This window comes from Variovorax sp. RA8, from assembly GCF_901827175.1.
Lineage (GTDB): Bacteria > Pseudomonadota > Gammaproteobacteria > Burkholderiales > Burkholderiaceae_C > Variovorax.
Map to the genome: position 1 here is coordinate 275772 of NZ_LR594664.1, position 25731 is coordinate 301502.

General features: G+C 63.6%; 22 protein-coding genes and 2 pseudogenes. 18 read left to right on the forward strand and 6 right to left on the reverse strand.

All coding sequences use genetic code 11. The annotated features are described in order from the left end of the window. The first annotated feature begins 151 nt into the window (after positions 1–151). Positions 152–1635, forward strand: a pseudogene (locus E5P3_RS34550) (cytochrome c oxidase subunit I). 62 nt (positions 1636–1697) lie between these two features. Here E5P3_RS34550 and E5P3_RS34555 read toward each other — a convergent pair. Together E5P3_RS34555 and E5P3_RS34560 are read right to left on the reverse strand one after the other, a co-directional pair. Continuing rightward, positions 1698–3689 carry a sensor histidine kinase gene (locus tag E5P3_RS34555; RefSeq protein ID WP_162590522.1) on the reverse strand — a complete coding sequence of 664 codons (1992 nt, stop codon included), beginning with the start codon at positions 3687–3689 and terminating at the stop codon, positions 1698–1700. 13 nt (positions 3690–3702) lie between these two features. After that, positions 3703–5085, reverse strand: coding sequence for a sigma-54-dependent transcriptional regulator (locus E5P3_RS34560; protein ID WP_162590523.1), 1383 nt, complete (start codon positions 5083–5085; stop codon positions 3703–3705). Positions 5086–5243: 158 nt separating this feature from the next. On the opposite strand from E5P3_RS34560, the gene E5P3_RS34565 reads away from it, so the two are divergent. Genes E5P3_RS34565 through E5P3_RS34585 form a run of 5 tightly spaced genes read left to right on the forward strand, consistent with a single transcriptional unit; the run spans position 5244 to position 10508 of the window. Then, a complete protein-coding gene (locus E5P3_RS34565) occupies positions 5244–5462 on the forward strand; it encodes a formate dehydrogenase (RefSeq protein WP_232073650.1) in 219 nt (72 codons plus the stop codon). 21 nt (positions 5463–5483) lie between these two features. Further along, positions 5484–8459, forward strand: a complete 2976-nt coding sequence (locus E5P3_RS34570; RefSeq protein WP_162590524.1) for a formate dehydrogenase subunit alpha — start codon at positions 5484–5486, stop codon at positions 8457–8459. A 12-nt stretch (positions 8460–8471) separates the two neighbouring features. After that, the gene (gene fdh3B / locus E5P3_RS34575) at positions 8472–9110 is read left to right on the forward strand and encodes a formate dehydrogenase FDH3 subunit beta (RefSeq protein ID WP_162590525.1); all 639 of its coding nucleotides are present in this window, start codon (positions 8472–8474) and stop codon (positions 9108–9110) included. Continuing rightward, complete coding sequence (locus E5P3_RS34580) at positions 9107–9340, forward strand: hypothetical protein (protein ID WP_162590526.1); 234 nt, start codon at positions 9107–9109, stop codon at positions 9338–9340. The genes fdh3B and E5P3_RS34580 overlap by 4 nt, the downstream gene beginning before the upstream one ends. 34 nt (positions 9341–9374) lie before the next feature. Next, entirely contained in the window at positions 9375–10508 is a 1134-nt protein-coding gene (locus E5P3_RS34585; RefSeq protein ID WP_162590527.1) for a formate dehydrogenase subunit gamma, read from the forward strand. A 31-nt stretch (positions 10509–10539) separates the two neighbouring features. Here E5P3_RS34585 and E5P3_RS34590 read toward each other — a convergent pair whose 3' ends face one another. From E5P3_RS34590 to E5P3_RS34605, 4 genes are read right to left on the reverse strand one after another with little or no spacing between them, the layout of a single operon-like run. Beyond that, positions 10540–10875, reverse strand: a complete 336-nt coding sequence (locus E5P3_RS34590; RefSeq protein ID WP_162590528.1) for a hypothetical protein — start codon at positions 10873–10875, stop codon at positions 10540–10542. 18 nt (positions 10876–10893) lie between these two features. Continuing rightward, complete coding sequence (locus E5P3_RS34595; RefSeq protein WP_162590529.1) at positions 10894–11445, reverse strand: hemerythrin domain-containing protein; 552 nt, start codon at positions 11443–11445, stop codon at positions 10894–10896. After that, complete coding sequence (locus tag E5P3_RS34600; RefSeq protein ID WP_232073651.1) at positions 11442–11885, reverse strand: PAS domain S-box protein; 444 nt, start codon at positions 11883–11885, stop codon at positions 11442–11444. The genes E5P3_RS34595 and E5P3_RS34600 overlap by 4 nt, the downstream gene beginning before the upstream one ends. A 22-nt stretch (positions 11886–11907) precedes the next feature. Continuing rightward, a complete protein-coding gene (locus E5P3_RS34605) occupies positions 11908–12324 on the reverse strand; it encodes a MarR family winged helix-turn-helix transcriptional regulator (RefSeq protein WP_174263173.1) in 417 nt (138 codons plus the stop codon). Between the two features lie 204 nt (positions 12325–12528). Between E5P3_RS34605 and E5P3_RS34610 the strand changes: the two genes are divergently transcribed. The 12 genes and pseudogenes from E5P3_RS34610 (at position 12529) to E5P3_RS34665 (ending at position 25552) form a co-directional block, all read left to right on the forward strand. Further along, positions 12529–13251, forward strand: a complete 723-nt coding sequence (locus E5P3_RS34610; protein ID WP_162590676.1) for a ferredoxin--NADP reductase — start codon at positions 12529–12531, stop codon at positions 13249–13251. Positions 13252–13301: 50 nt separating this feature from the next. After that, positions 13302–14033: an RNA polymerase sigma factor gene (locus E5P3_RS34615; RefSeq protein WP_162590531.1), complete on the forward strand. Its 732-nt coding sequence runs from the start codon at positions 13302–13304 to the stop codon at positions 14031–14033. Between the two features lie 17 nt (positions 14034–14050). Then, the gene (locus E5P3_RS34620; RefSeq protein ID WP_162590532.1) at positions 14051–14620 is read left to right on the forward strand and encodes a ferritin-like domain-containing protein; all 570 of its coding nucleotides are present in this window, start codon (positions 14051–14053) and stop codon (positions 14618–14620) included. A gap of 2 nt (positions 14621–14622) precedes the next feature. Then, positions 14623–15018 carry a c-type cytochrome gene (locus E5P3_RS34625; protein ID WP_162590677.1) on the forward strand — a complete coding sequence of 132 codons (396 nt, stop codon included), beginning with the start codon at positions 14623–14625 and terminating at the stop codon, positions 15016–15018. A gap of 127 nt (positions 15019–15145) precedes the next feature. Further along, the gene (locus E5P3_RS34630; RefSeq protein ID WP_162590533.1) at positions 15146–15769 is read left to right on the forward strand and encodes a uracil-DNA glycosylase family protein; all 624 of its coding nucleotides are present in this window, start codon (positions 15146–15148) and stop codon (positions 15767–15769) included. A 179-nt stretch (positions 15770–15948) separates the two neighbouring features. Next, positions 15949–17054, forward strand: a pseudogene (tal, locus tag E5P3_RS34635) (transaldolase). 70 nt (positions 17055–17124) lie between these two features. Then, entirely contained in the window at positions 17125–18777 is a 1653-nt protein-coding gene (pgm, locus tag E5P3_RS34640; RefSeq protein ID WP_162590534.1) for a phosphoglucomutase (alpha-D-glucose-1,6-bisphosphate-dependent), read from the forward strand. 60 nt (positions 18778–18837) lie between these two features. Beyond that, a complete protein-coding gene (tkt, locus tag E5P3_RS34645; RefSeq protein WP_162590535.1) occupies positions 18838–20922 on the forward strand; it encodes a transketolase in 2085 nt (694 codons plus the stop codon). A 4-nt stretch (positions 20923–20926) separates the two neighbouring features. Next, positions 20927–21136: a DUF2945 domain-containing protein gene (locus tag E5P3_RS34650; protein ID WP_162590536.1), complete on the forward strand. Its 210-nt coding sequence runs from the start codon at positions 20927–20929 to the stop codon at positions 21134–21136. A 31-nt stretch (positions 21137–21167) separates the two neighbouring features. Further along, positions 21168–21716, forward strand: a complete 549-nt coding sequence (locus E5P3_RS34655) for a DUF488 domain-containing protein (RefSeq protein WP_162590537.1) — start codon at positions 21168–21170, stop codon at positions 21714–21716. Between the two features lie 40 nt (positions 21717–21756). Further along, positions 21757–22662 (forward strand): phosphogluconate dehydrogenase (NAD(+)-dependent, decarboxylating), encoded by a 906-nt coding sequence (gnd, locus tag E5P3_RS34660; protein WP_162590538.1) that lies wholly within the window; start codon positions 21757–21759, stop codon positions 22660–22662. Between the two features lie 175 nt (positions 22663–22837). Continuing rightward, positions 22838–25552 (forward strand): HAD-IC family P-type ATPase, encoded by a 2715-nt coding sequence (locus E5P3_RS34665; RefSeq protein ID WP_162590678.1) that lies wholly within the window; start codon positions 22838–22840, stop codon positions 25550–25552. Positions 25553–25731: the final 179 nt, after the last annotated feature.

The window sequence follows — 25731 nt, forward strand, 5'->3', positions numbered from 1 at the left end:
CAAACCTCATGCCGCACGCCTTCAAGGCGGCCCCGTCATGGGCAAGCTCGCGGAGGCTCACCGCCCTGCACGTCTGCTTGGTTGGCGGCGCTGGATACTCGCCACCAACCACAAGGACATCGGTACGCTGTACCTGTTGTTCTCCTTCACCATGCTCATTGTTGGCGGCGTGCTGGCGATGGGCATCCGGTTGGAGCTGTTCCAGCCAGGACTCCAGTTCGTGAACCCGGAGCTGTTCAATCAACTCACGACGATGCACGGGATCATCATGATCTTCGGGGCGATCATGCCGGCCTTTGTCGGCTTCGCGAACTGGATGCTTCCACTGCAGATCGGCGCCTCCGACATGGCCTTCGCGCGGATGAACAACTTCAGCTTCTGGCTGCTGATTCCGGCGGCCATCATGCTGGTGGGTTCCTTCTTCATGCCCGGCGGCGCACCAGCAGGAGGCTGGACGATGTACCCGCCGCTGTCTCTGCAGATGGGACCGTCGATGGATACTCTCATCTTCTCGGTGCACCTCCTTGGCGTCAGCTCGATCATGGGCTCGATCAACATCATCGTGACCATCCTCAACATGCGCGCCCCGGGCATGACGCTGATGAAGATGCCGATGTTCTGCTGGACCTGGCGCATCACCGCCTACCTTCTGATCGCCGTGATGCCCGTGCTCGCCGGCGCCATCACCATGACGCTGACCGATCGTCACTTCGGCACGGCCTTCTTCGTCCCGTCAGCGGGGGGCGACCCTGTGATGTACCAGCATATCTTCTGGTTCTTCGGCCATCCCGAGGTCTACATCATGATCTTGCCGGCCTTCGGAATCATCAGCGCGATCGTCTCCACCTTTGCACGGAAAAAACTGTTCGGGTACACGTCGATGGTATATGCGACCGCGTCCATCGCGATCCTTTCATTCATCGTCTGGGCGCACCACATGTTCACCACCGGCATGCCGGTGACGGGACAGTTGTTCTTCATGTATGCGTCGATGCTGATCGCGGTACCGACGGGCGTCAAGATCTTCAACTGGCTCGCGACGATGTGGAGAGGCTCGATGACCTTCGAGACTCCGATGCTGTTCGCCGTCGGCTTCATCTTCGTGTTCACCATGGGCGGGTTCACGGGGCTCATCGTGGCGGTAGTGCCGATCGACACCCAGGTACAGGATACCTACTACGTGGTAGCGCATTTTCACTACGTTCTCGTCGCAGGTTCGTTGTTTGCCATGTTCGGCGGAGTCTATTACTGGGGCCCGAAATGGACCGGCGTCATGTACCGCGAGGTGCTGGCAAGGTTCATTTTTGGGGCTCGATGATCTTCTTCAATCTCACCTTCTTCCCAATGCACTTTCTCGGGCTTGCGGGAATGCCGCGCCGCTACGCCGACTACCCCATGCAGTTCGCCGACTTCAACGTCGTGGCCTCTGTGGGCGCGCTCGGCTTCGGTCTCGCACAGGTCTACTTCTTCGTCTTCGTGGTGGTTCTCATGCTGCGTGGCAAGGGGACGCCCGCACCACAGAAACCTTGGGAAGGTGCAGAAGGCCTGGAGTGGGAGATCCCGTCTCCCGCGCCTTGGCATACATTCGAGCATCCACCGAGGCTGGATGCGACAGCCACTCGCATCGCGGCCTGAGGCAGCCGCCTGGCCGGGATGCGGGGGCTGACAACAACATCGCGATGACGCTCACCTGGCCATCAGGGGGGCTCGCCGTCCAGGTTCAGCCTGCCTCTCAGCAGCACGGAGAACACCGCGCCGCGCGCTCCGCCGCGGCGATTGGACGCGCGGATGTCACCGCCATATCTCTCGACAATGCTGCGGCTGATCCAAAGGCCGAGCCCAGTTCCACCAGACTTTCGGGTGACGAAGGGCTCGAACACTTCCGCGATCAGTTCCTCGCTCATACCGGGGCCGCTGTCAGCGATCGAGATCTCGATACCGTCGTCGTCCCAGTCGCGGGTGGACAGCTCCAGCGTTCCTCCATCCGGCATCGCGTGGATCGCATTGGCCAGTATGTTCACGAGCACCTGTTTCAGCTCCTGTCGGTTGATCGCGGCTGTGCGGTCGCTGGTGAACTGGCGATCCACCCTGATGTTCGCCGCGGAATGTAGATGGCCCACCAGCCTGAAGCTCTCCTCGATCACCTCCGGCACATCGACATGGGTGACGTAGCCAGCAAACTCCGTCGGCCGCGCGAACTGGAGTAGCTGAGTCACGATCAGACGCATACGCTCGATCTGCTCATCTGCAAGCTTCAGCTCCGCGCCCACTCTGCTGGCATCCGCGCCGAGGAGTTCGCGCACCAGGTCGAGGTTGCCCTGAATCACTGCGATGGGGTTGTTCAGCTCGTGTGCGATGCCCGCCGTAAGGCGGCCGACTGCGGCGAGCTTCTCCGCGCGAACGAACCGCTGCTGCGCAGACTGCAACGAGACATGGCTGGCCTCGAGCTCGCGCGTGCGCTCGGCGACCTTGACGTCGATCGCATCGAGGAGGTGATCCAGCTGACCGGCCAGCTGCCCGATCTCATCGTTGCTGTCCACCGCACCCACACGGACGTCGATCGCCCCGGCCTCCACCTGCTGCATCGTGCGCGCCATCTGTTCAAGGGGGCGGAAAATGCTGCGCGCCCAGCGCAACGAAACGAGTGTGGCGATGATCATTGCCGAGAGGAAGATGGCCGAAACTCCTACCAGCACTCCGTACTTGAACCTTGCGAAGGGTCGCTCAAGATAGCCCACGTACAGCATTCCGACGCGTTGACCGGCGCCGTCCATCAGCGGCTGGTATCCCGAGATGTACCAGTCATTGACGACGAAAGCGCGATCAAGCCAAGCGCTACCGTTCTCCAGCACCGTGTCGCGAACGGACTGCGACACGCGCGTGCCGATCGCACGCTCATTGCCGAACAGTCGCACGTTGGTGCTGACGCGCAGATCTCCGAGAAACAGGCTCGCAGTCCCTTGGCTGCCGAAGGGCAGTGAGCCTTCGGGGTAGACGACTCCATTGATGTGATCGATCAGCGATATGTTCCGGTTGAGCAGCACGCCCCCCTGCACGTAGCCGAGCAAGCGGCCTTCAGCGGCTCTAACGGGGGCCAGCGCAAGCATGACCATCGCGCGGTCTTCCCTCGCGCCGGCGCTCGGCTCGGTGCCACGACCGGCTACGATCGGCACCACCACGCGCGACTGGAGCGAGGGCGCCAGTGCTGCGAACGCGGCGGGCGACAGCACTTCGATGCTGGCTGTGGGGTCCGCGTCTCCTTCCCAACGGTCCAAACGTTGCTCCAGCCGCGATGCAGCGTCGAGCTGCGGTACTGCAGGCGGCACGCCCCAGTCGGTGACGAGCAGAGTGCCGTCGGCCGCGCGCAGGTTCAGGAAGTCCAGCCCTCCCCTGCTCTTGGCCTGCTGAAGCAGCGCGTGGATCTCTGACATCGACCTCGCCAGGTGCAAGCCATGAGAGCCGGCAACCGCAGCGGTTCTTGTTCCGACCTCAGCGAGCACACGCTCGAGGTAGCCATTGGCCACCGCGAGGTCGCTACGGACCTTGGTGATCAACATGCGTTCGAACGCCGTATGGCCCCAGACGAGCAAGAGCAGACCGAGCAGCGGCAGCACCACCAGCAGCGGCAGGAGCGTCATAGCCAGCAGCTTGTTGCGGATCGAGAATTGCTGGAAGCGCTTCAATCGCATGACGCAGCACAGATCAGTTCGAGCCCCACTCGGCGAGGCGGCGCTCGAGTGTGCGGCGTGAGATGCCGAGGAGTTGCGCTGCTCGCGACTTGTCGCCTCCAACCGACTCGAGCACGGCGAGGATGTGTTGCTTCTCCAAAGTCTGCAGGTCGGTGGGCCGTTCCACCGGCGGGGGTGCGCCCCGCGCCTCGTCGATTCGCTGGTAGAGGGCGGAGACGTTGAGTGCCCCCAGGATCAGCGAGCGCTCGATCAGGTTGCGTAGTTCGCGCACGTTGCCCGGCCAGTCGTACTGACGCAAATAGGCCAGTTCTTCAGCGGTCACCTTGAATGGTGCCAAGCCAAGTTGCGGCGCAAGTGTTGCGATGAAATGCTCGACCAGCTCGGCGATATCTTCCTTGTGCGCGCGCAGCGGCGGCAGGGTGATTTCGACCACCTGCAGCCGGTAGTACAGATCCTTGCGGAAGCGCCCAGCGTCCACCTCTGGCGCAAGCGGCCGATTGGTGGCGGCGACGATGCGCACATCGACCGGGATCTCCTGCTCACTTCCGACGGGACGGATGCGCCGGTCCTCAAGCGCGCGCAGCAAAGTGGACTGCAGCGCCAACGGCAGCTCGCCGATCTCGTCGAGGAACAAGGTACCACCTTGGGCATAGACAAACAGGCCGTCGCGGCTCGAGCCAGCGCCCGCGAAGGCGCCCTGCGCATGGCCAAACAGTTCGCTCTCGATCAGTTCGGGCGACATCGTCGCACAGCTCACCGGAACGAACGGGCCTTCGGCGCGCGCGCTGTGGCGATGGAGCGCGAGTGCAGCGAGTTCCTTGCCCGTGCCCGATTCACCGGTCAACAGGACAGTACTTCCGACACCTGCCACCCGGTGCAGCGCCGCCTGGAGGCCTTTGATCTGCAGCGAGCGACCCACGAGGCCATCGGCCTGGGGCGTGCGTTGGGAGATGCTGCGTCTCAGCACCCAGTTCTCGCGCTCGAGGGACGCGCGCTCCAGGCCCTGCCGGACTGCATTGAGGATCTGTGCCACGCGAAACGGCTTGAGGATGAAATCGCTGGCACCGGCGCGCAGCGCCTCGATCGCAGTGTCAAGATCGGCGAACGCCGTGATCAGCACCACCTCACCTGCATAGCCTTGCTCGCGCAGTTCGCGCAGCCAAGTGATGCCGCTTTTACCTGGCAGATTGATGTCCAGGATCACGAGGTCGAATCGGTGACGCCGAACCTGTTCATCGGCCTGCTCGGCCGTGGCGGCCCCTTGAACGTGACCGACTCGCGACCGCAACGTCTTTTCGAGGAAGTTGCGCATCCCCGGTTCGTCGTCCACGACGAGCACGGCCGCGAGAGGCCAGCGTCCATCGTGCGAGGCAGAGGGGTCGGGCAGGTCGATCATGAATGCCTGTCGTTGTACCCCATTCCCAAAGATCCGGCTCGGCGACAACTTGTCGCGCCTACTGCGACAACTTGTCGTGATCGCATGGGTCTTGCACCCGATTGCTGACGGCTTGGCTCTGACTGGTAATGAAGGGACACCTCGACAGGAGATCCCCGATGAGCGAATCCAGCGAACCTGCCCCGCCTCGACTCCGGCGCCGCCACTGGCTCGCCGCGGGGGGCGCAATCGGAGCGGCGGCGGCAGCCGTGGCTGCGTTGCCGATGATTCGCGATGCCGCGCCGGTACCGACGGGCCAGCAGCCCGCGTCGGAAAAGCGTAGCGGCTACGAAGCCACCCAGCACGTGCTGCGGTACTACCAAACCACACGCATCTAGTCCACAACCCCGAGGCGCAACATGCTCCTGACCCGCAAGAATCATTCCGTCGACGGCGCGCCATCGTCGGCCCTGGTTTCCAGCCTGGCGCGCGGAATCTCGCGATCCCTCCCCACGATGGACCGGCGCGCGTTCCTGCGCCGCTCCGGCCTCGGCATCGGCGTCGGTCTTGCGACCTCACAGCTGTCGCTGGTCCGGAAGGCGAAAGCCGCCGACGCGACCGCGGTGGCCCCAGGCGGCAGCAAGATCGAAGTCAAGCGCACCGTCTGTGGCCACTGCGCTGTCGGGTGCGCGGTGGATGCGGTAGTCGAGAACGGCGTCTGGGTCCGTCAGGAGCCAGTGTTTGATTCGCCAATCAACCTTGGCGCACACTGCGCCAAGGGCGCGTCGTTGCGCGAGCACGGCCATGGCGAGTACCGCCTGCGGTATCCCATGAAGCTGGTTGATGGCAAGTACCAGCGCATTACCTGGGATCAGGCGCTGGAGGAGATCAGCGCCCGGATGCTCGAGCTCAAGAAGCAGAGCGGGCCGGATTCGGTCTTCGTCATCGGCTCGTCGAAGCACAACAACGAGCAGTCCTACCTGCTGCGCAAGTGGATGAGCTTCTGGGGCAGCAACAACACCGACCACCAGGCGCGCATCTGCCACTCGACCACGGTCGCGGGTGTCGCCAACACCTGGGGCTACGGTGCGATGACCAATTCCTTCAACGACATGCAGAACTCGAAGGCCGCGCTGTACATCGGCTCGAACGCGGCTGAGGCGCACCCTGTGTCGATGCTCCACATGCTGCATGCCAAGGAGAACGGCGCCAAGATGATCGTGGTCGACCCCCGCTTCACGCGCACGGCGGCCAAGGCGGACCAGTACATCCGCATCCGCTCGGGTTCCGACATACCGTTTCTGTTCGGCGTACTGCACCACATCTTCAAGAATGGCTGGGAAGACAAGAAGTTCATCCGCGAACGCGTCTATGGCATGGACAGGGTCCGCGAGGACGTACTCGCCAAATGGACCCCCGACAAGGTACTCGAGGCCAGCGGCGTTGACGAGGCCACCTGTTACCTAGCGGCCAAAACCATGGCCGAGAATCGGCCGAGCACCTTGGTCTGGTGCATGGGCCAAACGCAGCACTCGATTGGCAACGCCATGGTGCGCGCGTCGTGCATCGTGCAGCTCGCGCTGGGCAACATCGGTGTGTCCGGCGGTGGCGCCAACATATTTCGAGGGCACGACAACGTCCAAGGCGCGACCGATATCGGCCCCAACCCGGATTCTCTACCCGGCTACTACGGTCTCTCCGAAGGCGCATGGAAGCACTTCGCCGGAGTCTGGGGCGTCGATCTCGAATGGATAAGAAGGCAGTACGCCCCCGGCATGATGACCAAGCCCGGCATGACCGTGTCGCGTTGGATCGACGGTGTGCTCGAGAACAACGAGCTGATCGACCAGGACTCCAACCTGCGCGGCCTCTTCTTCTGGGGCCACTCGCCCAACTCACAGTCGCGCGGCGTCGAGATGAAGAAGGCGATGGACAAGCTCGACCTGCTGGTCGTGGTCGACCCATACCCTTCGGCCACGGCGGCCATGGCAGCCATGCCCGGCAACCCCGAGGACCTCAATCCCAACCGTGCGGTCTACCTTCTGCCGGCGTGCACGCAGTTCGAGACCAGCGGATCCGTGACCGCGTCGAACCGATCGCTGCAGTGGCGCGACAAGGTGATCGAGCCGTTGTGGGAAAGCCGCAGCGACCAGATGATCATGCACCAACTCGCCGAGAAGCTTGGCTTCGCCAGCGAACTGAACAAGAACTACAAGATGGTGCTTGGCAAGGCGGGACTGCCGGAGCCCGAGATCGAGTCGATCCTGCGCGAGATCAACAAGTCGTGCTGGACCGTCGGCTACACCGGTCAGAGTCCCGAGCGGCTGAAGGCGCACATGCGCAACATGCACGTCTTCGACGTCAAGACGCTGCAGGCGCGCGGCGGCATTGACAAGGCAACAGGTTACAAGCTCGACGGCGACTATTTTGGCTTGCCATGGCCTTGCTACGGCACGCCCGAACTCAAGCATCCGGGGTCGCCAAATCTCTACGACACCTCCAAATCGCTGATGGAAGGCGGCGGCAACTTCCGCGCCAACTTCGGCGTCGAGCGCGAAGGCGTCAGTCTGCTCGCGGAAGACGGCTCGCATTCGAAGGGTGCCGAGATCGCGACCGGATACCCGGAGTTCGACCACCTGTTGCTGAAGAAGCTTGGCTGGTGGAACGACCTGACCGCGGTCGAAAGAACGGCCGCCGAAGGCAAGAACTGGAAGACCGATGTCTCCGGCGGCATCCAACGCGTCGCCATGGCGCATGGCTGCCACCCGTGGGGAAATGCCAAGGCGCGTGCAGTGGTGTGGAACTTCCCCGACGCGATTCCTCAGCATCGCGAGCCGCTCTACTCGACCCGACCCGACCTGATCGACAAGTATCCGACGCACGAGGACAAGCGAACGTTCTGGCGCCTTCCAACGCTGTACAAGAGCCTGCAACAGAAGAATCGCGACATCGGCAAGAGCTACCCGTTGATCATGACCAGCGGCCGCCTCGTCGAGTACGAAGGCGGGGGCGAAGAGACGCGCTCGAACCCGTGGTTGGCCGAACTGCAGCAAGACATGTTCGTCGAGATCAATCCACGGGCGGCGAATGACCGCGGCATCCGCGATGGAGATGACGTTTGGGTCAAAACCCCGGTCATGGCCGCGGTGCCGGGATTCCAGGGCTTGCGAGTCAAGGCACAGGTCACCGAAAGGGTGGATGCCGAAACCGTATTCCTGCCATTCCACTTCTCGGGTCGGTGGGGCGGCGTCGATCTGGCGCAGTACTACCCCGAGGGCGCAAAGCCGGTCATCCGCGGCGAAGCAGCCAACACGGCCACCACCTACGGCTACGACAGCGTGACCATGATGCAAGAGACCAAGACGACGGTCTGCCAGATCGAGCGGGCAGTTTAAGGAGCTTCAGACATGGCCAGAATGAAATTCATCTGTGACGCCGAACGCTGCATCGAATGCAACGGTTGCGTCACGGCCTGCAAGGCGGAGCATGACGTGCCGTGGGGCGTGAATCGACGCCGCGTGGTCACGCTCAACGATGGCATCCCGGGAGAGAAGTCCATCTCGGTCGCCTGCATGCACTGCTCCGATGCACCCTGCATGGCGGTGTGCCCCGTCGATTGCTTCTACCGGACCGACGACGGTGTGGTGCTGCACGACAAGGATGTCTGCATTGGCTGCGGCTACTGTTCCTACGCCTGCCCCTTCGGTGCACCGCAGTTCCCGTCTCAGGGCACCTTCGGTGCACGCGGCAAGATGGACAAGTGCACCTTCTGCGCAGGCGGCCCCGAAACCAACGGCTCTGAGGCCGAATACGAGAAATACGGTCGGAATCGCCTGGCCGAGGGCAAGCTCCCCGCTTGCGCCGAGATGTGCTCGACCAAGGCGCTGCTCGGTGGTGACGGCGACGTCGTCGCCGACATTTTCCGCACGCGTGTGCTGGCGCGCGGCAAGGGCAGCGAGATCTGGGGATGGGGTACCGCCTACGGCAGCCCGTCGAACGGCTCCGCCAACGCGCCACAACAACCGAAGGCGGGGTCAACGAGATGACAAGAACCTGCCTGTCGATCGTGTTGTGCGCCGCCGCGATTCTCACCGCCTGCGGTGAGAAGGCTCAGACCTCCGGCGAAGGGCCGATGACGTCCGACGCTGCGTCCTGGCAAGGCGCAGAGAACCGCTACGTGGTGCCAGGCTGGAAGGAAGGCGACCGCGTCAGCTGGGAAACGCAGCTGCGAAGGCGCACCCAGTCACAGAACGAGCACGTCAGGATCAGCCACTGAGCTGCATCGTCGACATTGAACTGAAGGAATTCCCATGCAACGCTCGATCCGCAATGCATTGTTGTCCGTTTCTGCGGCGCTCGCGCTGGCGGGCGCTGCGCTGGCCGAGCGGGCTGCGCCGGCTGTGGACCAGGCTTCACCGGCTGTGAACCAGTCCGCGCCGGCTGCGGAACAGGCGGTACCGATCGAAAGCAATGCCGAGCGCGCCAAGACCCAGCCCGGCAACAACGCCCCGTTCTGGCGGGCCGTGCGCAACTGGAGCCCGCAACCGGACACTACGAGCGCCGTGTCGGGCATCGAGAGCACCGTGCTGATCCAACCGTTCGTGCAGTACCCGGGCTCGCGCTTCACAACCGCTGGCGAAGCATGGCGGCAGGTGCGCAACCAGTGGATCATCCCGTACGGTAGTGCGTTGCTCGGCATCGTCGCGCTTGCGATCGCGCTTTTCCACTGGCGTAAGGGCCCGATCGGGCAGGCAGAAAACAGCGGGCGCGCCATCGAGCGCTTCACCTACTTCGAACGCGCAGCGCATTGGGCCAACGCCCTTGCCTTCTGCGTTCTCGCCATCTCCGGCATCGTGATGGCGTTCGGCAAGTTCTTCCTCCTGCCGCTTGTCGGTGGCGTCGCGTTCGGCTGGCTCAGCTATGCGCTGAAGACTGCGCACAACATTGTGGGGCCGCTGTTCGCGGTATCGCTGTTGATCGTGTTCTTCACTTTTCTTCGATCGAACTGGCCGCGTCGCGAGGACATCACCTGGCTGCGCAAGGCCGGTGGCTTGTTTGGCGGAAAAGAAGTGCCTTCACATCGTTTCAACGCCGGTGAGAAGGTGGTGTTCTGGGGCGGCGTGCTGCTGCTCGGCAGCATTGTCGTCGGCAGCGGCCTTGTACTCGATCGGCTCATCCCGAACGTGACGCTGCTGCGCAGCGACGTGCAGGTTGCCCACATGATCCATGCTGGTGCGGCTGTGCTGATGATGGCGATGTTCGCCGGCCATATTTACATCGGCACCATAGGCATGCGAGGCGCCTACCGTGCGATGCGTGACGGCGACGTGGACGAAGGCTGGGCCAGGGAGCACCACGCGCTTTGGTACGAAGACATCGAGGCAGGCAAGATCGCGGCACAGCGCAGCGAGCAGCAGCCCCGGGAAGCCGTCGTTCGGGGCTGAGCGCTGCATCCGCCGAGTTCTCGCCATCGTCTCAGGAAACACCACCATGCACACGGTTCGCATGTCGCTTCTCGCCGCAACCCTGTTCGCTGCGCATGCTTTCGCGCGACTGCCGGCGCCACAAGGCGATCATGGAATACCGCGCGACGATGAAGACCACCGGAAGCGTCATCGTCCCCGCCGATGCCGCCGCGAAGTCCTGCGTCGACCCTGGCGGCTTGGCTGCACCCCCATTGCCGACGGCGGCCGTTTCGGCGCTCGGCAGGTAATCTTGAACCCCGCATCGGCCCTGCGTCTGACCAACGCACGCTCCGCGAGCTGAGAAAATCGTAATGGCGACCTTGCGTGCCCAAAACAACGCCAGCATTCTGCGGAGGCCGCGACCTCATTCCGGAAGCTCGATCTCGCGGCGCTTGCGCATCGCGCGGCCGATTCGCTCCAGATCATCGTCATTCAACAGTCGCGCGGCCATCGGCAGAAGTTCGCGCTCTTCACACTCCATGTGCCGCTCGTACAAGCCGACCAGTGCCTCCACATCTTCGGATCGCAGCGGGACGGTGTGCCCCGCGGCAATCTGTTCGAGCACGACGCGCACCTGTTGCCAGCGAGCTTCGAGCTCCCGGTGCTCGGCTGCGAGGCCTTGCGTCATCTCGCGTAGGCACACGGGGTCCGAGCCGGCCATCGACTCGATGAGCGCGGGGAAGAGATCTTCCTCTTCATCTTCATGATGATGCCTTGCCGCGGTATCGAAATAGCGCATCACGTTGGCCGCCGCAGTACGAGCGTCCTCGTCCGCGCCGTGGCTGGCCAAGTGCGGCACAAGCCGCCGCAACGTCGCGCACTGACGCTCGATGCGGGCGTGGCATGCGGTAAGCATTTCCAGCGGAACCTCGAATCCGCCAACCGGTGGAGGGTGACCCGGAATGTCGATGCTCATGGCGCCCGTCTCCCCAACGCCGCGATCTGCTCTCGAAGCGCCCTCTCCGACTCGTACCGGTCGCTGCAATCACGGCCCACGGCCACCGCACCGACGACCGCCCCGTTCGCATCGGCAACGAGACCGAAGCTGAGATCGACGTACAACTTGCGACCATCCTTGTGGATCGATCGGGTCGTACGTACCTGGTTCCCATACCGCGTCTTGCCGTCGTCGATGGCCCGACGGAAGCCCTCCCAGTGGCCGGGTCGCAATCGCTCCGGAATGATGACGTCAAGACTCCGTCCAAGGATCTCACTTGCGGCAAACCCGAAAACGGCCTCAGCGCCGGGATTCCAGACCCGCACGACACCATCGCGGTCCGCGAAGATCACCGCGTCCGGAATCTTCTCGACGATTGCTTCGAACAGGGCATGGCCCATGAGGTGATTGGGATGCATCCATGTTCTCCTGATTTACCCCTTATCCCGCTGCGTCGTCGATACCGGGCACGGAGAATCCGTTCTTCACCGACTGAAGCTCGTCATGATGAAGTCGTGCCAGATGCTCCAGACGCTCCTCGCCTTCACCCGTCAACTGGACCTCAACCCGCCGCTGGTCGCCCCGGCCGACGTTGCGCCTCACCCATCCAGCCTCCTCGCACCTTGAGATCAGTGCTACGACGCCGTGGTGTTTGGCCTGCAGTCGCTCGGCGAGCTCCGCCACAGTCGCCCACTCTCTGCCGGGAAACCCTTTGATCTGGAGCATCAGTTGGTACTGCAGCGGGGTGACCCCGTTCCGGCGTGTCACCTCTTCACTGAATCTAAGAAAGCGTCGCAGTTGATAGCGAAACCGAGCCAGCGTCTCGAAATCGACCTTCGACATCTTACGTGTGGTCATGAGCAATTGCCCTTTTGAAAACCAAACATATCACACCGTGATATGTTTGCATGGACCCACGGTGATCTCACCCCTTCATGAGCACTGGTATGGACGAGCAAGGCACGAAGCCCCTCGCATCTGAAGGATCGTTTCTGCACGGAGACGATGGGCGGCATCTTCGGCGGTTTACCTCACCGCGGCGATCATCAACGGGAGATCAGCATGACCATCTATAAATCAAGGCTCCAAGGACGCGAACAGATCGCGCACGGCACGATGGCGTTTCATCTCGAAAAGCCCTTCGGTTTCGGCTTCAAGCCGGGTCAGGCCATGGACGTCGTGCTCGCCGATGCCCCGACGGCTGACGCCCAGAGCATGCGCCATACCTTCTCAATCGTCAGCGCACCGTTCGAGAAGGAGCTCACCATTGCCACGCGCATGCGTGACAGCACCTTCAAGCGCGCGCTCGGAACGTTGCCCATCGGGTCGCTCATTGAGATCGAAGGCCCTTCCGGTTCACTCACACTGCACAACGATCTTGCGCGCGCGGCTGTCTTGATTGCGGGGGGCATCGGCATCACTCCATTCATGAGCATTCTGCGGCAGGCGACCCATGACCAGCTGAAGCAGCGCTTGGTACTGGTCTACTCAAACCGCCGACCCGAGGACACCGCATTTCTTGCCGAGCTGCAAAGCTTTGAAGAGCGCAATCCCAGTTTCCAACTGATCGCGACGATGACACTGATGAGCGCCTCCATCCAACCGTGGGATGGACAGACCGGCATGGTCAATGAAGCGCTGCTGAAAACTGCCTTGGAGGGTCTGTCGAATCCCATCTACTACGTCGCCGGCCCGCCGGGCCTGGTCGAGGGAATGCGACAAACCTTGAGTGACTCAGGCGTCGATGACGACGACATTCGCAGCGAAGAGTTCTACGGCTACTGATTACCGGGAACGTGGCGAGGCTTCACTCCATCTAACAGTTGAAAGCAGATATGCGAGTCACCCAGTCTTCCCGACAGTTCCCCCCGCAAACAGCCATCTCGGCAGCATCGACGGACCTCGACCTCGTCGAGCGCGCCGCCGATGGAGACCAGATCGCCTTCGAATGCATCATGCGGCGTCACAACCGGCTCTTGTTTCGTACAGCCCGAAGTGTTCTGAAGAGCGACGCAGAGACCGAGGATGCGTTGCAGGAATCCTATTTGCGGGCTTGGCGAGCACTGCCAACCTTTCGCTCCGAGGCGAAGCTCTCGACCTGGCTGATGCGCATCGTCATCAACGAAGCGCTCGGGCGCCTGCGCCGGTGCGGCGCGCAGGTGATTCCGCTTGATACCGCAATGGAGTCGGACGAACTTCAGGCGGAAGAATCGCTGGTGGACGATCAGGACCTCCAACCGGAGCGCGTCGCGATGCGCTCGCAAGTACGGCGACTGATGGAAGTCCGTATCGGCATGCTCCCCGAAGCCTTTCGCACTGTCTTCGTGCTGCGTGCTGTGGAGGAGATGAGCGTTGAGGAGGTTTCAGCAGCCTTGGACGTGCCTGAAGCCACTGTCCGCACTCGATTCTTCCGAGCACGCGGCCTCCTGCGTGAAGGCTTGTCGCGCGATGTCGATCTCGCGACCGGCGACGCATTCTCATTCGCTGGTGCGCGCTGTGATCGCATCGTGGCGGGCGTGCTGGCGAGTTTCGCGGAGCACCGGGACATCTCCCGGTCGAGTTTCTAACCCGCCTGGAGATTGCCATGTCATTCCTGCAGATGTCCAACCCCCTCGCCGCCCGTCGGCTCTTCCTCGGGCAATCGGGCCTGGTGCTTTCCGGAGCGGCGGTGGCGTTGCTCGCGGGCAAACATGCACTTGCCGCCAAGTCGGATGATGGTGCGGCCAAGGATACGCAGATTCTCAACACCGCCCTCGCTGCGGAACTCGAGGCAATCGCAGCTTACCAGCTCGGGGCCGAGAGCAAGCTCTTGCAAAAGCCTACGCTCGACCTCGCGCTTACCTTCCAAGGCCACCACAAGGAACATGCCGATCTGTTGGCCAAGACGGTCGAGAAGCTCGGTGGCAAGCCCGTCGCGGCCAAGGCGAAGTACAACTTCCCCGCTGAGAAACTGCAGTCGCAGGCCGACGTGCTGCAGTTTGCTGCCACGCTAGAGCAAGGCGCCGTGAGCGCGTACCTCGGTGCTGTGCCTCTGTTCGGCAACCGCGACTTGTCCAAAGCTGCCGCCAGCATCCTCGGCGACGAGGCAATGCACTGGGCCATCCTGCGGCAAGCATTGGGTCAAGTGCCGGTTCCCTCGGCCTACGTGTCGTGACGATGCGCTGGGGGCTTGCGGGGGTGTTCGCGATCTGCGCCAGCGCCCCCGTCGGGGCTGCACCGGACGTGGTGCGTGGCGAGTTGGTCTACGCCCGTTGCCTTGCCTGCCACGCCCTTGCGTACGATCGTGTCGGACCGCGCCATTGCGGTCTGTTCGGCCGGCTGGCGGGTAGCGTGCCCGGGTTCAACTACTCAACGGCAATGAAGAACTCCAGGATCCGCTGGGATGAGAAGACACTGGACCTTTTCCTGACCAAGCCATTGAAGCTGGTACCCGGCAGCACAATGACTTACGACGGGATTGCGAACCCAGCGGACCGCGCCAATCTGATTGCCTACCTCAAGCACGTCAACAAGGCGCCCGAATGCAGCAAGCAAGCGTCATTGATTCGATGACACCCCAAGGCGCGCGCGCAGGGTGGGATGCACCGCATGGCCATTGGATGCTCCGTGCTGACACGCCCGCTACGCGGATTGGTGGGGCACCACCTACGGCAAGTGCGCCGCCTTGCGGAGGCTCGACGTGAAGTCGCCAACCTCACCGCACCCGGTTGTTGGCTTTGAGCGCCTGTTAGCCGACGTGCGGGCATGCACGATCTGTTCTGCGCATCTCCCGCAGAACCCGAGACCGGTCTTGCAAGTGAATTCGAAGGCGCGCATCCTGATAGCCGGGCAGGCTCCCGGAAGAAGAGTGGACCAAAGCGGAGTTCCATTCGACGATCCAAGCGGCGACCGTCTTCGGCTTTGGATGGACTTGGACAAGGATGCTTTCTACGACCCGAGCATCATTGCCATCCTGCCCATGGGGTTCTGCTATCCGGGTTGGGGCGGAGGAGGCGATCTGCCACCGCGGCCAGAGTGTGCAGCGACATGGCGCGCCCGCCTGCTGGATCAACTGCCCAATCTTCAACTCACGCTGGCGATTGGGCAGTACGCGCAGACTTGGCACCTAAAGCAGCAACGAGCGCAGGCAACGCTGACCGAAACGGTCCGTGCCTGGCGCGACTATTGGCCATATGTGCTGCCCCTCCCTCACCCGAGCCCACGCAATAACTTCTGGTTTCGCCGCAACCCGTGGTTCGAACAAGAAGTTCTTCCGCCGCTGAGGGCCCGGGTGAAAGCCTTGCGAAGGAAGACGCGGCCATGAAAGCTTGTTTCCGGCGGGGGCACCGGAATTCGCGCCTTGCGCACGATGTGGCGCGCTCACTCCCCTGCTTATTCTGTCCACCCGCTCGCGGACGTCGAGCGTGTCGATGATGACGCGGCTCATCAACGTTCCCGCCGTGAGCGCGTCGCTCAAGGCGCTCCCGCGGGCAAGGAGAAGCTATGAAACCGACACAGCGACTGCACGACCTCGGCCAGAGCCTCTGGCTCGACAACATCACCCGCGATCTCATCGAGAACGAAACATTGAGACGCTACATCAGCGAATTCTCGATCACCGGGCTAACCTCAAACCCCACCATCTTCGGGCTTGCCATCAGAAATGGTCATGCCTACGACACGGCCATCCGCCAGAAGGTGCGAGAGGGCAAATCAGGGGAGGCTTTGTTCCTCGAACTCGCGCTGGAAGATCTGAGACAGGCCGCAGACCTCTTTCGACCGGTGTACGACGCCACGGTGGGTGTTGACGGTTGGGTTTCGCTGGAGATTTCGCCCTTGCTGGCTAACGACACCACCGCCAGCGTGAACGAGGCAGCGCGCTTGCATGCACTTGCACAGCGGCCCAACATATTCATCAAGATCCCGGGAACTCCCGATGGCGTGGCAGCGATCGAGGAGTCGACCTTCGCCGGCGTGCCCATCAACGTCACCTTGCTGTTCTCGCGTGAGCAGTACATCGCCGCGGCGGAGGCCTATATGCGCGGCATCGAACGTCGAATCTTGGCCGACCTCGACCCGAAAGTGGCTTCGGTGGCGTCGATCTTCGTCAGCCGCTGGGACAAGGCAGTGTTCGACAAGGTGCCGGCCGCGTTGCGAAATCGCCTTGGTATCTCTGTCGCCCAGCGCACCTATCGAGCCTATTGCGAACTGCTGACCGCGCCGCGCTGGCAACGCATTGCACGCTTCGGCGCGCGGCCTCAGCGGCTGCTCTGGGCCAGCACCGGAGCGAAGGATCCGCAGGCCTCCGACACCTTGTACGTCGAAGCCCTGGCCGCGCGCCGGACACCATCAACACCATGCCCGAGAAGACGCTGCGAGCCTATGCGGAGCACGGCGTCCTTCGGGGCGCGATGGCGGCCGACGGCGGCGATGCAGATGCGATGCTGGGGCGCTTCACACAGACCGGGATCGACATCGAGGCCCTCGCGCTCCAATTGCAGCGTGACGGCGCGGAAGCCTTCGTGAAGTCATGGCAAGAATTGCTGGCGTGCATCGCTGACAAGACCACGTCGCTCGCCAGTTCCGGTGCTAGCGAGGGGACCACGTGAGCGTCAACTTGTCGCAACGCGCCGACGCCGAACCGGCACCGTCGTATCGTCGGCTGGGGGAGGCACGCACATGAGCACCACGATCAGTCCGCTTGCAGGCAAGCCGGCACCGAAGTCGCTGCTGATCGACCTGCCGAAGTTGCTCGCCGCTTATGTCGACCTGCGCCCCGACCCCACGGTGCCGACGCAGCGCGTCACATTCGGCACCTCCGGTCACCGCGGCAGCTCGCTCGAGCGCAGCTTCAACGAATGGCATGTGCTGGCGATCAGCCAAGCGATATGCGAGTACCGCAAGCGCAAAGACATCGATGGCCCGCTGTACATTGGCATTGACACGCATGCGCTGTCCCAGCCGGCGTTCGAGAGCGCGCTTTCCGTGTTGGCCGCCAACGGCGTGGAAACGATGATCGCCAAGGACGGAGAGTTCACGCCGACGCCGGCGATCTCGCATGCGATCCTGGACTACAACCGCGGTCGCACTTCGAGGCTGGCCGACGGGATCGTCATCACGCCTTCGCACAACCCGCCCGACAACGGTGGCTTCAAATACAACCCACCAAACGGTGGTCCGGCCGATATCGACATCACCGACTGGATCCAGCACCGCGCCAATGCACTGCTCGAAGGTGGTCTCAAGGAAGTACGGCGCACACCCTTCGCGCAGGCGCGTCGCGCCGCAAGCACACACGCGCACGATTTCCTCGACGCCTACGTGAGCGACCTCGGTCACATGGTCGACTTCGATGCGATCCGTAGCGCCGACATCCACATGGGCGTCGATCCGCTCGGCGGCGCCGGGGTGCTCTACTGGGCGTCCATCGCGGAGCGCTACAAACTCGACCTGAGCGTCGTCAACCAGGAAGTCGATCCGACCTTCCGCTTCATGACTATGGACTGGGACGGCAAGATCCGCATGGACCCATCCTCGCCTCATGCAATGCAGCGGCTGATCGGTCTGAAGGAATGCTACGACGTGGCGTTCGCGTGCGACCCTGACCATGACCGTCACGGCATCGTCACCCGTAGCAGCGGTTTGCTGGCACCGAATCACTACCTCTCGGTGCTGATCGACTATCTTTTTCAGCATCGGCCCCAGTGGGGCAAAACAGCCGGGATCGGCAAGACCTTGGTCAGCACCGTGCTGATCGACCGCGTGGCAGCGCGTCTGGGACGTGGGCTCTACGAGGTGCCGGTCGGCTTCAAGTGGTTCGTTGACGGCCTGTTCGACGGCTCACTCGGTTTTGGCGGCGAGGAAAGCGCCGGCGCGTCGTTCTTGCGCAAAGACGGGGACGTGTGGACCACCGACAAGGATGGCATCGTGTCGGCATTGCTGTCGGCGGAAATCACTGCGCGCAGTGGCCGCGATCCCGGCGAGTTGTATCGCGACCTGGTTCGCGACCTGGGCGAACCGGTGGCCGATCGCGTCGAAGCGCCGGCCACCGCCGAGCAAAAGGCCAGGCTGGCAAAGCTTTCGCCGAAGCAGGTGCTGAGCACTGAACTGGCCGGCGAGGCAATCGAAAGCGTGATCGATCACGCACCCGCCAACAACGCACCGATCGGCGGTATCAAGGTGACTTCTGCCAACGGTTGGTTCGCTGCACGCCCATCTGGCACCGAAGACATCTACAAGATCTACGCGGAGAGTTTCAAGGACCAGGCGCATCTGCAATCGATCCTGCGGGAAGCGCAAACCATCGTCGATGCCGCGCTCGCGGCACCGTGACAAACATGCAGGCACGCACGCACACGATACATGCACGTTGCATTCAATCAGGAGGCAGCCATGTCCGACAAACTCGACCAGCAATGTATCGATACCATCCGCTTCCTGTCGGTGGACATGGTGCAGAAGGCCAACAGCGGACATCCGGGCATGCCGCTCGGCGCCGCGCCGATGGCCTACATCCTGTGGACGCGCTGGCTCAAGCACAATCCGCGCAACCCGCATTGGTTCAATCGCGACCGCTTCGTTCTCTCGGCGGGTCACGGTTCGGCGCTGCTCTACAGCTTGCTGCACCTGACTGGTTACGACCTATCGCTGGACGACATCAAGCAGTTCCGCCAATGGGGCAGCAAAGCGCCGGGTCATCCCGAGCGCGGCCGCACGCCTGGCGTGGAAACCACCACCGGGCCACTGGGCCAGGGCTTCGGCAATGCCGTTGGCATGGCGATCGCTGAGGCGCAACTCGCGGCACGCTACAACCGTTCCGATCACCCGGTCATCGACCACCATACGTTTGCGATCGTCAGCGATGGCGACCTGTTGGAAGGTGTAGCCTCCGAGGCTGCCTCGCTTGCCGGCCATCTCAAACTGGGCAAACTCATCTGCCTGTACGACGACAACGCAGTCACCCTGGCCGCCGGCACCGACATCACGTTCTCCGAGAATCGCGCGCGTCGCTTCGCGGCCTATGGCTGGCATACGGTGCCGGTGGCGGACGGCAACGACCTCACCGCGATCGGCGGCGCGCTGCAGGCTGCGTGCGCGGAAACGGCACGACCGTCGTTGATCCTGGTGCGTACGCATATCGGCTACGGCTCGCCTGAGCAGGACACCTTCCAGGCGCACGGCTCCCCGCTCGGCAGGGATGGCGTGCGCAAGACCAAGCAGAAACTGGGTTGGCCAATCGAGCCGACCTTCCTGATACCGGGCGAGGCGCCGGCGCACTTTCGAAAAGCGGTGGAACGCGGCGCGCATGACGAAGCGGTGTGGAACGAGCGCATGAACGACTACGCCAAAGCGTTTCCGGAACTTGACGAGGAGTTTCAGCGCCGCCTGCGTGGCGAACTGCCGCCGGGCTGGGATGCGGACATCCCCGAGTTCCACGCCCACTCCAAGGGTCTTGCCACGCGCGAGGCATCGGGCAAGGTAATGAACGCCATTGCGCCGAAACTGCCCGCGCTGACCGGCGGCTCGGCCGACCTCGACCCTTCGACGAGAACGGCATTGAAAAACTTGGGCGAGTTCAATCCGCCGTTCTCGAAAAACGAGGGCGAACAGGCCTCCGATGGCGGCAACCGAGACTATGCCGGGCGCAACCTGCACTTCGGTGTGCGCGAACATGCGATGGGCGCCATCGTCAACGGCCTGGCCGCGCATGGCGGCTTCATCCCATTTGGCTCGACCTTTCTGATCTTTTCCGACTACATGCGCCCGCCGATCCGGTTGGCCGCGCTGATGTGCTTGCACGTCGTGTATGTATTCACCCACGACAGCCTTGCGCTTGGCGAGGATGGCCCCACCCATCAGCCGGTGGAGCAACTGGCGAACCTGCGGGCGATTCCGAACCTCACAGTGATCCGCCCTGCCGACGCCAATGAAACCGCGGTCGCCTGGCGCGTCGCCCTGGAAACTCGCGATCGCCCGGTCGTGTTGGTTCTGACACGACAGGAGGTGCCAACGCTCGATCGCAGCCGCTACGCGGCGGCGGACGGGTTGCGCCGTGGGGCCTATGTGTTGAGCGATGCGCCGAACGGCAAGCCCGAACTGATCCTGCTCGCCAGCGGCTCCGAAGTCGGCCTGATCGTGGCTGCGGCGGAACGCCTGCAAGCGCAAGGCATCGGAGTGCGCTGCGTCTCCATCCCGAGTTGGGAGTTGTTCGATGTACTGCCGCAAGCCGAACGCGATGCGGTACTGCCGCCCTCAGTCGGTGCGCGGCTCGCGGTCGAATTGGGTGCGCGGCAAGGCTGGGATCGTTATGTCGGCGCACAGGGGGACATGCTCGGCGTAGAACGTTTCGGCGCTTCCGCGCCATCCGAGGTGTTGCTTCAAGAATACGGCTTCTCTGTGGACAACATCTGCGCCCGCGCCCAGGCGCTGCTGGCCCGGTGCTCTCCCGACGAACCAGAGATCTCAACAAGGAGTTGAATCCATGACAACGAAGTTCAAGATTGGCGACCATGTCCGCTGGAACTCCGAAGCGGGACATGTCAGCGGCCGCATCATCAAGGTTCATACCCGCGATACCGAGTACAAGGGGCATCCGCGTCACTGCACCGAAGCCGATCCGCAGTACGAAATCAAAAGCGACAAGACCGAGCACATCGCCATGCACAAGGGCGCGGCGCTGCGCAGGATCTGACGGACGAGCGCGATGATGATCGGAGGCGCCTGTGAGCTGTGAACTCACGATCTGGACGATCGGTCATTCGACGCGCCCGTTGGACGAGTTCCTCGCGATGCTTGGCCTGCACCGGATCGAGGCGGTGGCTGACGTGCGCAGATTTCCGGGGTCGAGACGCTGTCCGCAGTATGGCAGGGTCGAATTGCAGGCCAGTCTCGCGCACCACCACCTTGGGTATCGCTGGTTGCCCGCGCTCGGCGGGCGGCGGCGGCCCGCCCCGGATTCAGCCAACATCGCCTGGCGCAATGCCAGTTTCCGCGGCTACGCAGACTATATGCAGACGCCCGAATTCGCCGCGGGCCTTGACCAGTTACTGGGGCTCTCGCGGCGCATGCGCACAACCCTGATGTGCGCGGAGTCCATGTGGTGGCGCTGTCACCGATCGATGATCGCCGACGCTCTGCGCGCCCGCGGTATCACGGTGGTGCACATTCTGGACGCTGAGCACAGCACAGTGCACCCTTGGACCGAACCCGCCCGCATCGTGAACGGCCGGCTGACCTACGTTGCGACGGACAGCATCATACCGTCGCACTGATGCGCCAAATCCAGCACCTAACCACCTCAGGAGGCACTCTATGGAAATCGGCATGATTGGTCTGGGCAAGATGGGCATGGGCATGGCGCAGCGGCTTCAGCGCGACGGCCATCGCGTAGTGGGTTTCGCTCGCAGTGCGGGCACGCGCGCGCGGGCGCAGGAGCAAGGCATCGAGCCCGTTGACTCCATCGAGGCGCTGGCCCATGTGTTGCGGCGGCCGCGTGCGCTATGGATGATGGTGCCGGCCGGCGATGTGGTGGATCAGACCCTCGCCGTACTGTCTTCCCTCCTGTCGCAAGGTGACACGATCATCGACGGTGGCAACTCCAACTACAAGGACACGCAGCGTCGCGGGAAGTTGCTCTCGGAGAAAGAGATTGACTACATCGACTGCGGCACCAGCGGAGGCGTATGGGGGCTCGAGCAGGGCTACAGCCTGATGATCGGCGGCGACGTAAAGGCGACGAACCGGCTGCGCCCGCTCTTCGCCGCGTTGGCTCCCTCCCCCGACAAAGGGTGGGGAAGAGTCGGCCCTATTGGTGCTGGTCATTTCGCCAAGATGATTCACAACGGCATCGAGTATGGGCTGATGCAGGCCTATGGCGAGGGCTTTGCGCTGATGAGACACAAGAAGGAGTTCGCACTCGACCTCCATCAGATCGCGCAGATCTGGCGCCACGGCAGTGTGGTGAGATCGTGGCTGCTTGATCTGACGGCCGCCGCGCTCGCGAAAAATCCGCAGCTCGAAGGGATCGCGCCGTACGTCGCGGATTCAGGCGAAGGCCGATGGACCGTGATGGAAGCCATTGATCTCGACGTCGCGGCGCCGGTCATCACGCTGGCCCTGTTGCAACGACTGCGTTCGCGCGATGCAGATTCGTTCTCCGACAAGTTGTTGGCGGCCATGCGACAGCAGTTCGGCGGCCACGACGTCAGGTACGAGTAACGCTCGAGCAGGAAATCGATGCTTTCGCCTGCTTCTAAACCAACGACCGCTGAGGCCAGCCATGCCGCGCCACGCGCTTGGCCCTCGCCCGCCCGTCTGCGCGCCAGTGGTCGGACACAGCTCGGTCGCCCGCTCGGCGAATACCCCCTCCTCCTTGACCTGCACCCGGCTGTCAATGACCCCCAATCCTGATGCAACGGCTTGGCACTCGCTTGACGCCGCGGTCGCGGCCAGCCGTCTCGGTGTTTCACCCGAACGCGGCCTCGATAGCGGCGAAGCGGCGCAACGCACAGCGCGTTTGGGCCCCAACGCGCTGATCGAACCGCCGCGGCCTGCGGAGTGGCGCTCATTCGTGCGTCAGTTCCGCAGCCCCTTGATTGGCATCCTTTTCGCCGCCGCGGTGCTGGCGGTAGCGCTCGGAGAGTTCGGCGATGCCTCTGTGATCATCGCGGTGGTCGTCGTCAACGCAGTGATAGGTACCTTGCAGGAAGGCCGGGCCGAGCGCTCAATGGCAGCGCTGCGCAAGCTCGCCGAGCTGCGGGTGCGGGTGCTGCGCGACGGCGCCGAGAGCATCTTGGCCGCGCGCGATCTGGTGCCGGGTGACGTGGTGCTGCTCGCCGCCGGCGACGCGGTCGCTGCCGACGCGCGGCTGCTCGAGGCCGCTCAGTTCCAGGTCGCCGAAGCCGCGCTGACCGGGGAGTCGGTGCCGGTCGCGAAATCAACGTCGGTGTTGCCGGAGGCGACCGCGCTCCCCGATCGCAATTGCATGGTCTATTCGGGCACCCATGTCACCGCTGGTCGGGCGCGATCGCTGGTCGTCGCGATCGGCGCGTCGACCGAGGTCGGCCGCATCGCCGGCCTCACCGAAGGCGCCGTCGATCCGCCCACGCCGCTCGAGCAGCGCGTGCGCCGCTTCGGCCGCTGGTTGGTCGGCGCCGCGCTGGTGCTGTTCGTCGCCGTCGTCGCGCTCGGCATGCTGCGCGAACTGCCGCTGTCCGAGATACTGATGGTCGCGATCAGCCAGATGGTGTCGATGGTGCCCGAAGGGCTGCCAGTGGCGATGACGATCGCCCTCGCAGTCGGCATGCGGCGCTTGGCCGAGCGCGGCGCGATCATCCGCCGGCTGTCGGCGGTCGAGACGCTTGGCTCGACAACGGTGATCTGCACCGACAAGACCGGCACATTGACGCGCAACGAGATGACCGTCAGCACGTTGTGGCTGCCCGCCGCACGCGTAGTCGACGTGAGCGGCATCGGATACGCGCCGCGCGGCGAGTTGCGCGTCCGCGATGGCGTGGCGATCGGCACCGCTGATGCAGCGCTGCGCGAGTTGCTGCATGCCGCCGTGCTATGCAACGACGCCAAACTGCTGCCACCTAACGAGGAGCGGCCCGCGTGGTCGGTGCTCGGCGACCCGACCGAAGGTGCACTGCTGGTGCTGGCAGCGAAAGCCGGCATCGACCTCGATGCCCTGCGCAGCGCGGCGCCGCGCGAGGCCGAGTGGCCGTTTGATGCCAACACCAAGATGATGGCAACGCGACATCGCTTCGACGCCGATCATGAGCCGCACCGCGTCTTCGTCAAAGGCGCTCCGGAAGCGGTGCTAAGGCTGTGCGGCGGACCAGCCCAGGCGGCCGCGCGCGCCGCTGCCGACGCGATGGCGGCGGGCGCCTTGCGAGTGCTCGCCTTCGCCGAGGTCGACGGCGAATCGCTCGACCCTTCGACCGGCATCGACGCGCTCGCCGGCCGCGCGCGGCTACTCGGCCTGGTCGGCCAGATCGACCCGCCGCGCGAGGAGGCGAAGACGGCGGTGGCGCATTGTCGCGCCGCTGGAATCCGGCCGATCATGGTCACCGGCGACCACAAGCTCACCGGGCTGGCGATCGCGCGCGAACTCGGCATCGCCGGGCGCGACGACGACCGCAGTGCCATCGACGGCGCGGAACTCGAACGCATGGGCGAGACCGAGCTGAGCGCCGGGCTCGACGAGATCGCGGTGTTCGCGCGCGTGCAGCCGGCACAGAAGCTGCGCATCGTCGAGGCGCTGCAAGCGCGCGGCGAAACGGTGGCGATGACAGGCGACGGCATCAACGATGCGCCCGCACTGGCACGCGCCGATGTCGGCGTGGCAATGGGCATAGCGGGCACCGAGGTAGCGAAGAACGCGGCCAAGATCGTGATCACCGACGACAACTTCGCAACCATCGTCAACGCCGTCGAGCAAGGCCGCGTGGTGTACAGCAATCTGAAGAAGGTGATCCTGTTCTTGTTCGCGACCTCGGTCGACGAGGTGGCAGTGTTGCTGCTGGCGCTGCTCGGCGGCTATCCACTGCCGCTCGCGGCCGTGCAGATTCTGTGGATCAACATCGTCACCGAGGGCGTGCTGACAGTGAACCTGGTGATGGAGCCACCCGATGGCGATGAGATGCAGCGCGCGCCGGTGCCGCGCGACGATCACCTGCTCGACCGCGAAATGCTGGTCCGCGTGGCGGTAATGGCAGGCGCCGCCGCGGCAGTCGGATTCGGCTGGTTCGCGTGGCGCCTCACGAACGGCGCCGCAGTTGACGTCGCACGCACTGAAACGTTCACGCTGGTGGTGCTGTGCCAGTGGTTCAACGTGCTCAACTGCCGCTCGGCCACGCGTTCTGCACTGGGCGTCCTACCCAATCCGTGGCTGATCGGCGGACTGCTGCTCGGCGTCGTGTTGCAGGCAGCGGTGCTGTACATACCGTTCCTCAACTCGATGTTTCACACGCAGCCGATCGCGTGGGCGCAGCTGCTGCCGATCATTGCAGTGGCGAGCGTCGTTCTGTGGGTCGAAGAAGCGCGCAAGGCGTGGGTACGATGGATCACGCCACGGCGGTCTGTACGGCCGCGCATGATCGGGTGATTCACGTGGCTTCAGAGAAGAGGCATCCTCATGCCGAGAGCACCGCCTGCAGCAAACGGATGATCCAGATTTGGTTCCCCCAGCCCCTGCGCCTCCTTCGACGACAAGCGTCCGCCGCACAAATCCGTGCTGCCGCCCTCCCCCGCAAAGAACCGGGCTGCGCTCCGGCCTCGGCAGCC

What these genes read in the sequence shown, in the direction of transcription:
- E5P3_RS34555 (WP_162590522.1), bottom strand. Translation starts at nt 3,689, where the DNA reads ATGCGATTGAAGCGCTTCCAGCAATTCTCGATCCGCAACAAGCTGCTG.
- E5P3_RS34560 (WP_162590523.1), bottom strand. Translation starts at nt 5,085, where the DNA reads ATGATCGACCTGCCCGACCCCTCTGCCTCGCACGATGGACGCTGGCCT.
- E5P3_RS34565 (WP_232073650.1), top strand. Translation starts at nt 5,244, where the DNA reads ATGAGCGAATCCAGCGAACCTGCCCCGCCTCGACTCCGGCGCCGCCAC.
- E5P3_RS34570 (WP_162590524.1), top strand. Translation starts at nt 5,484, where the DNA reads ATGCTCCTGACCCGCAAGAATCATTCCGTCGACGGCGCGCCATCGTCG.
- fdh3B (WP_162590525.1), top strand. Translation starts at nt 8,472, where the DNA reads ATGGCCAGAATGAAATTCATCTGTGACGCCGAACGCTGCATCGAATGC.
- E5P3_RS34580 (WP_162590526.1), top strand. Translation starts at nt 9,107, where the DNA reads ATGACAAGAACCTGCCTGTCGATCGTGTTGTGCGCCGCCGCGATTCTC.
- E5P3_RS34585 (WP_162590527.1), top strand. Translation starts at nt 9,375, where the DNA reads ATGCAACGCTCGATCCGCAATGCATTGTTGTCCGTTTCTGCGGCGCTC.
- E5P3_RS34590 (WP_162590528.1), bottom strand. Translation starts at nt 10,875, where the DNA reads ATGCTGGCGTTGTTTTGGGCACGCAAGGTCGCCATTACGATTTTCTCA.
- E5P3_RS34595 (WP_162590529.1), bottom strand. Translation starts at nt 11,445, where the DNA reads ATGAGCATCGACATTCCGGGTCACCCTCCACCGGTTGGCGGATTCGAG.
- E5P3_RS34600 (WP_232073651.1), bottom strand. Translation starts at nt 11,885, where the DNA reads ATGCATCCCAATCACCTCATGGGCCATGCCCTGTTCGAAGCAATCGTC.
- E5P3_RS34605 (WP_174263173.1), bottom strand. Translation starts at nt 12,324, where the DNA reads ATGACCACACGTAAGATGTCGAAGGTCGATTTCGAGACGCTGGCTCGG.
- E5P3_RS34610 (WP_162590676.1), top strand. Translation starts at nt 12,529, where the DNA reads ATGACCATCTATAAATCAAGGCTCCAAGGACGCGAACAGATCGCGCAC.
- E5P3_RS34615 (WP_162590531.1), top strand. Translation starts at nt 13,302, where the DNA reads ATGCGAGTCACCCAGTCTTCCCGACAGTTCCCCCCGCAAACAGCCATC.
- E5P3_RS34620 (WP_162590532.1), top strand. Translation starts at nt 14,051, where the DNA reads ATGTCATTCCTGCAGATGTCCAACCCCCTCGCCGCCCGTCGGCTCTTC.
- E5P3_RS34625 (WP_162590677.1), top strand. Translation starts at nt 14,623, where the DNA reads ATGCGCTGGGGGCTTGCGGGGGTGTTCGCGATCTGCGCCAGCGCCCCC.
- pgm (WP_162590534.1), top strand. Translation starts at nt 17,125, where the DNA reads ATGAGCACCACGATCAGTCCGCTTGCAGGCAAGCCGGCACCGAAGTCG.
- tkt (WP_162590535.1), top strand. Translation starts at nt 18,838, where the DNA reads ATGTCCGACAAACTCGACCAGCAATGTATCGATACCATCCGCTTCCTG.
- E5P3_RS34650 (WP_162590536.1), top strand. Translation starts at nt 20,927, where the DNA reads ATGACAACGAAGTTCAAGATTGGCGACCATGTCCGCTGGAACTCCGAA.
- gnd (WP_162590538.1), top strand. Translation starts at nt 21,757, where the DNA reads ATGGAAATCGGCATGATTGGTCTGGGCAAGATGGGCATGGGCATGGCG.
- E5P3_RS34665 (WP_162590678.1), top strand. Translation starts at nt 22,838, where the DNA reads ATGACCCCCAATCCTGATGCAACGGCTTGGCACTCGCTTGACGCCGCG.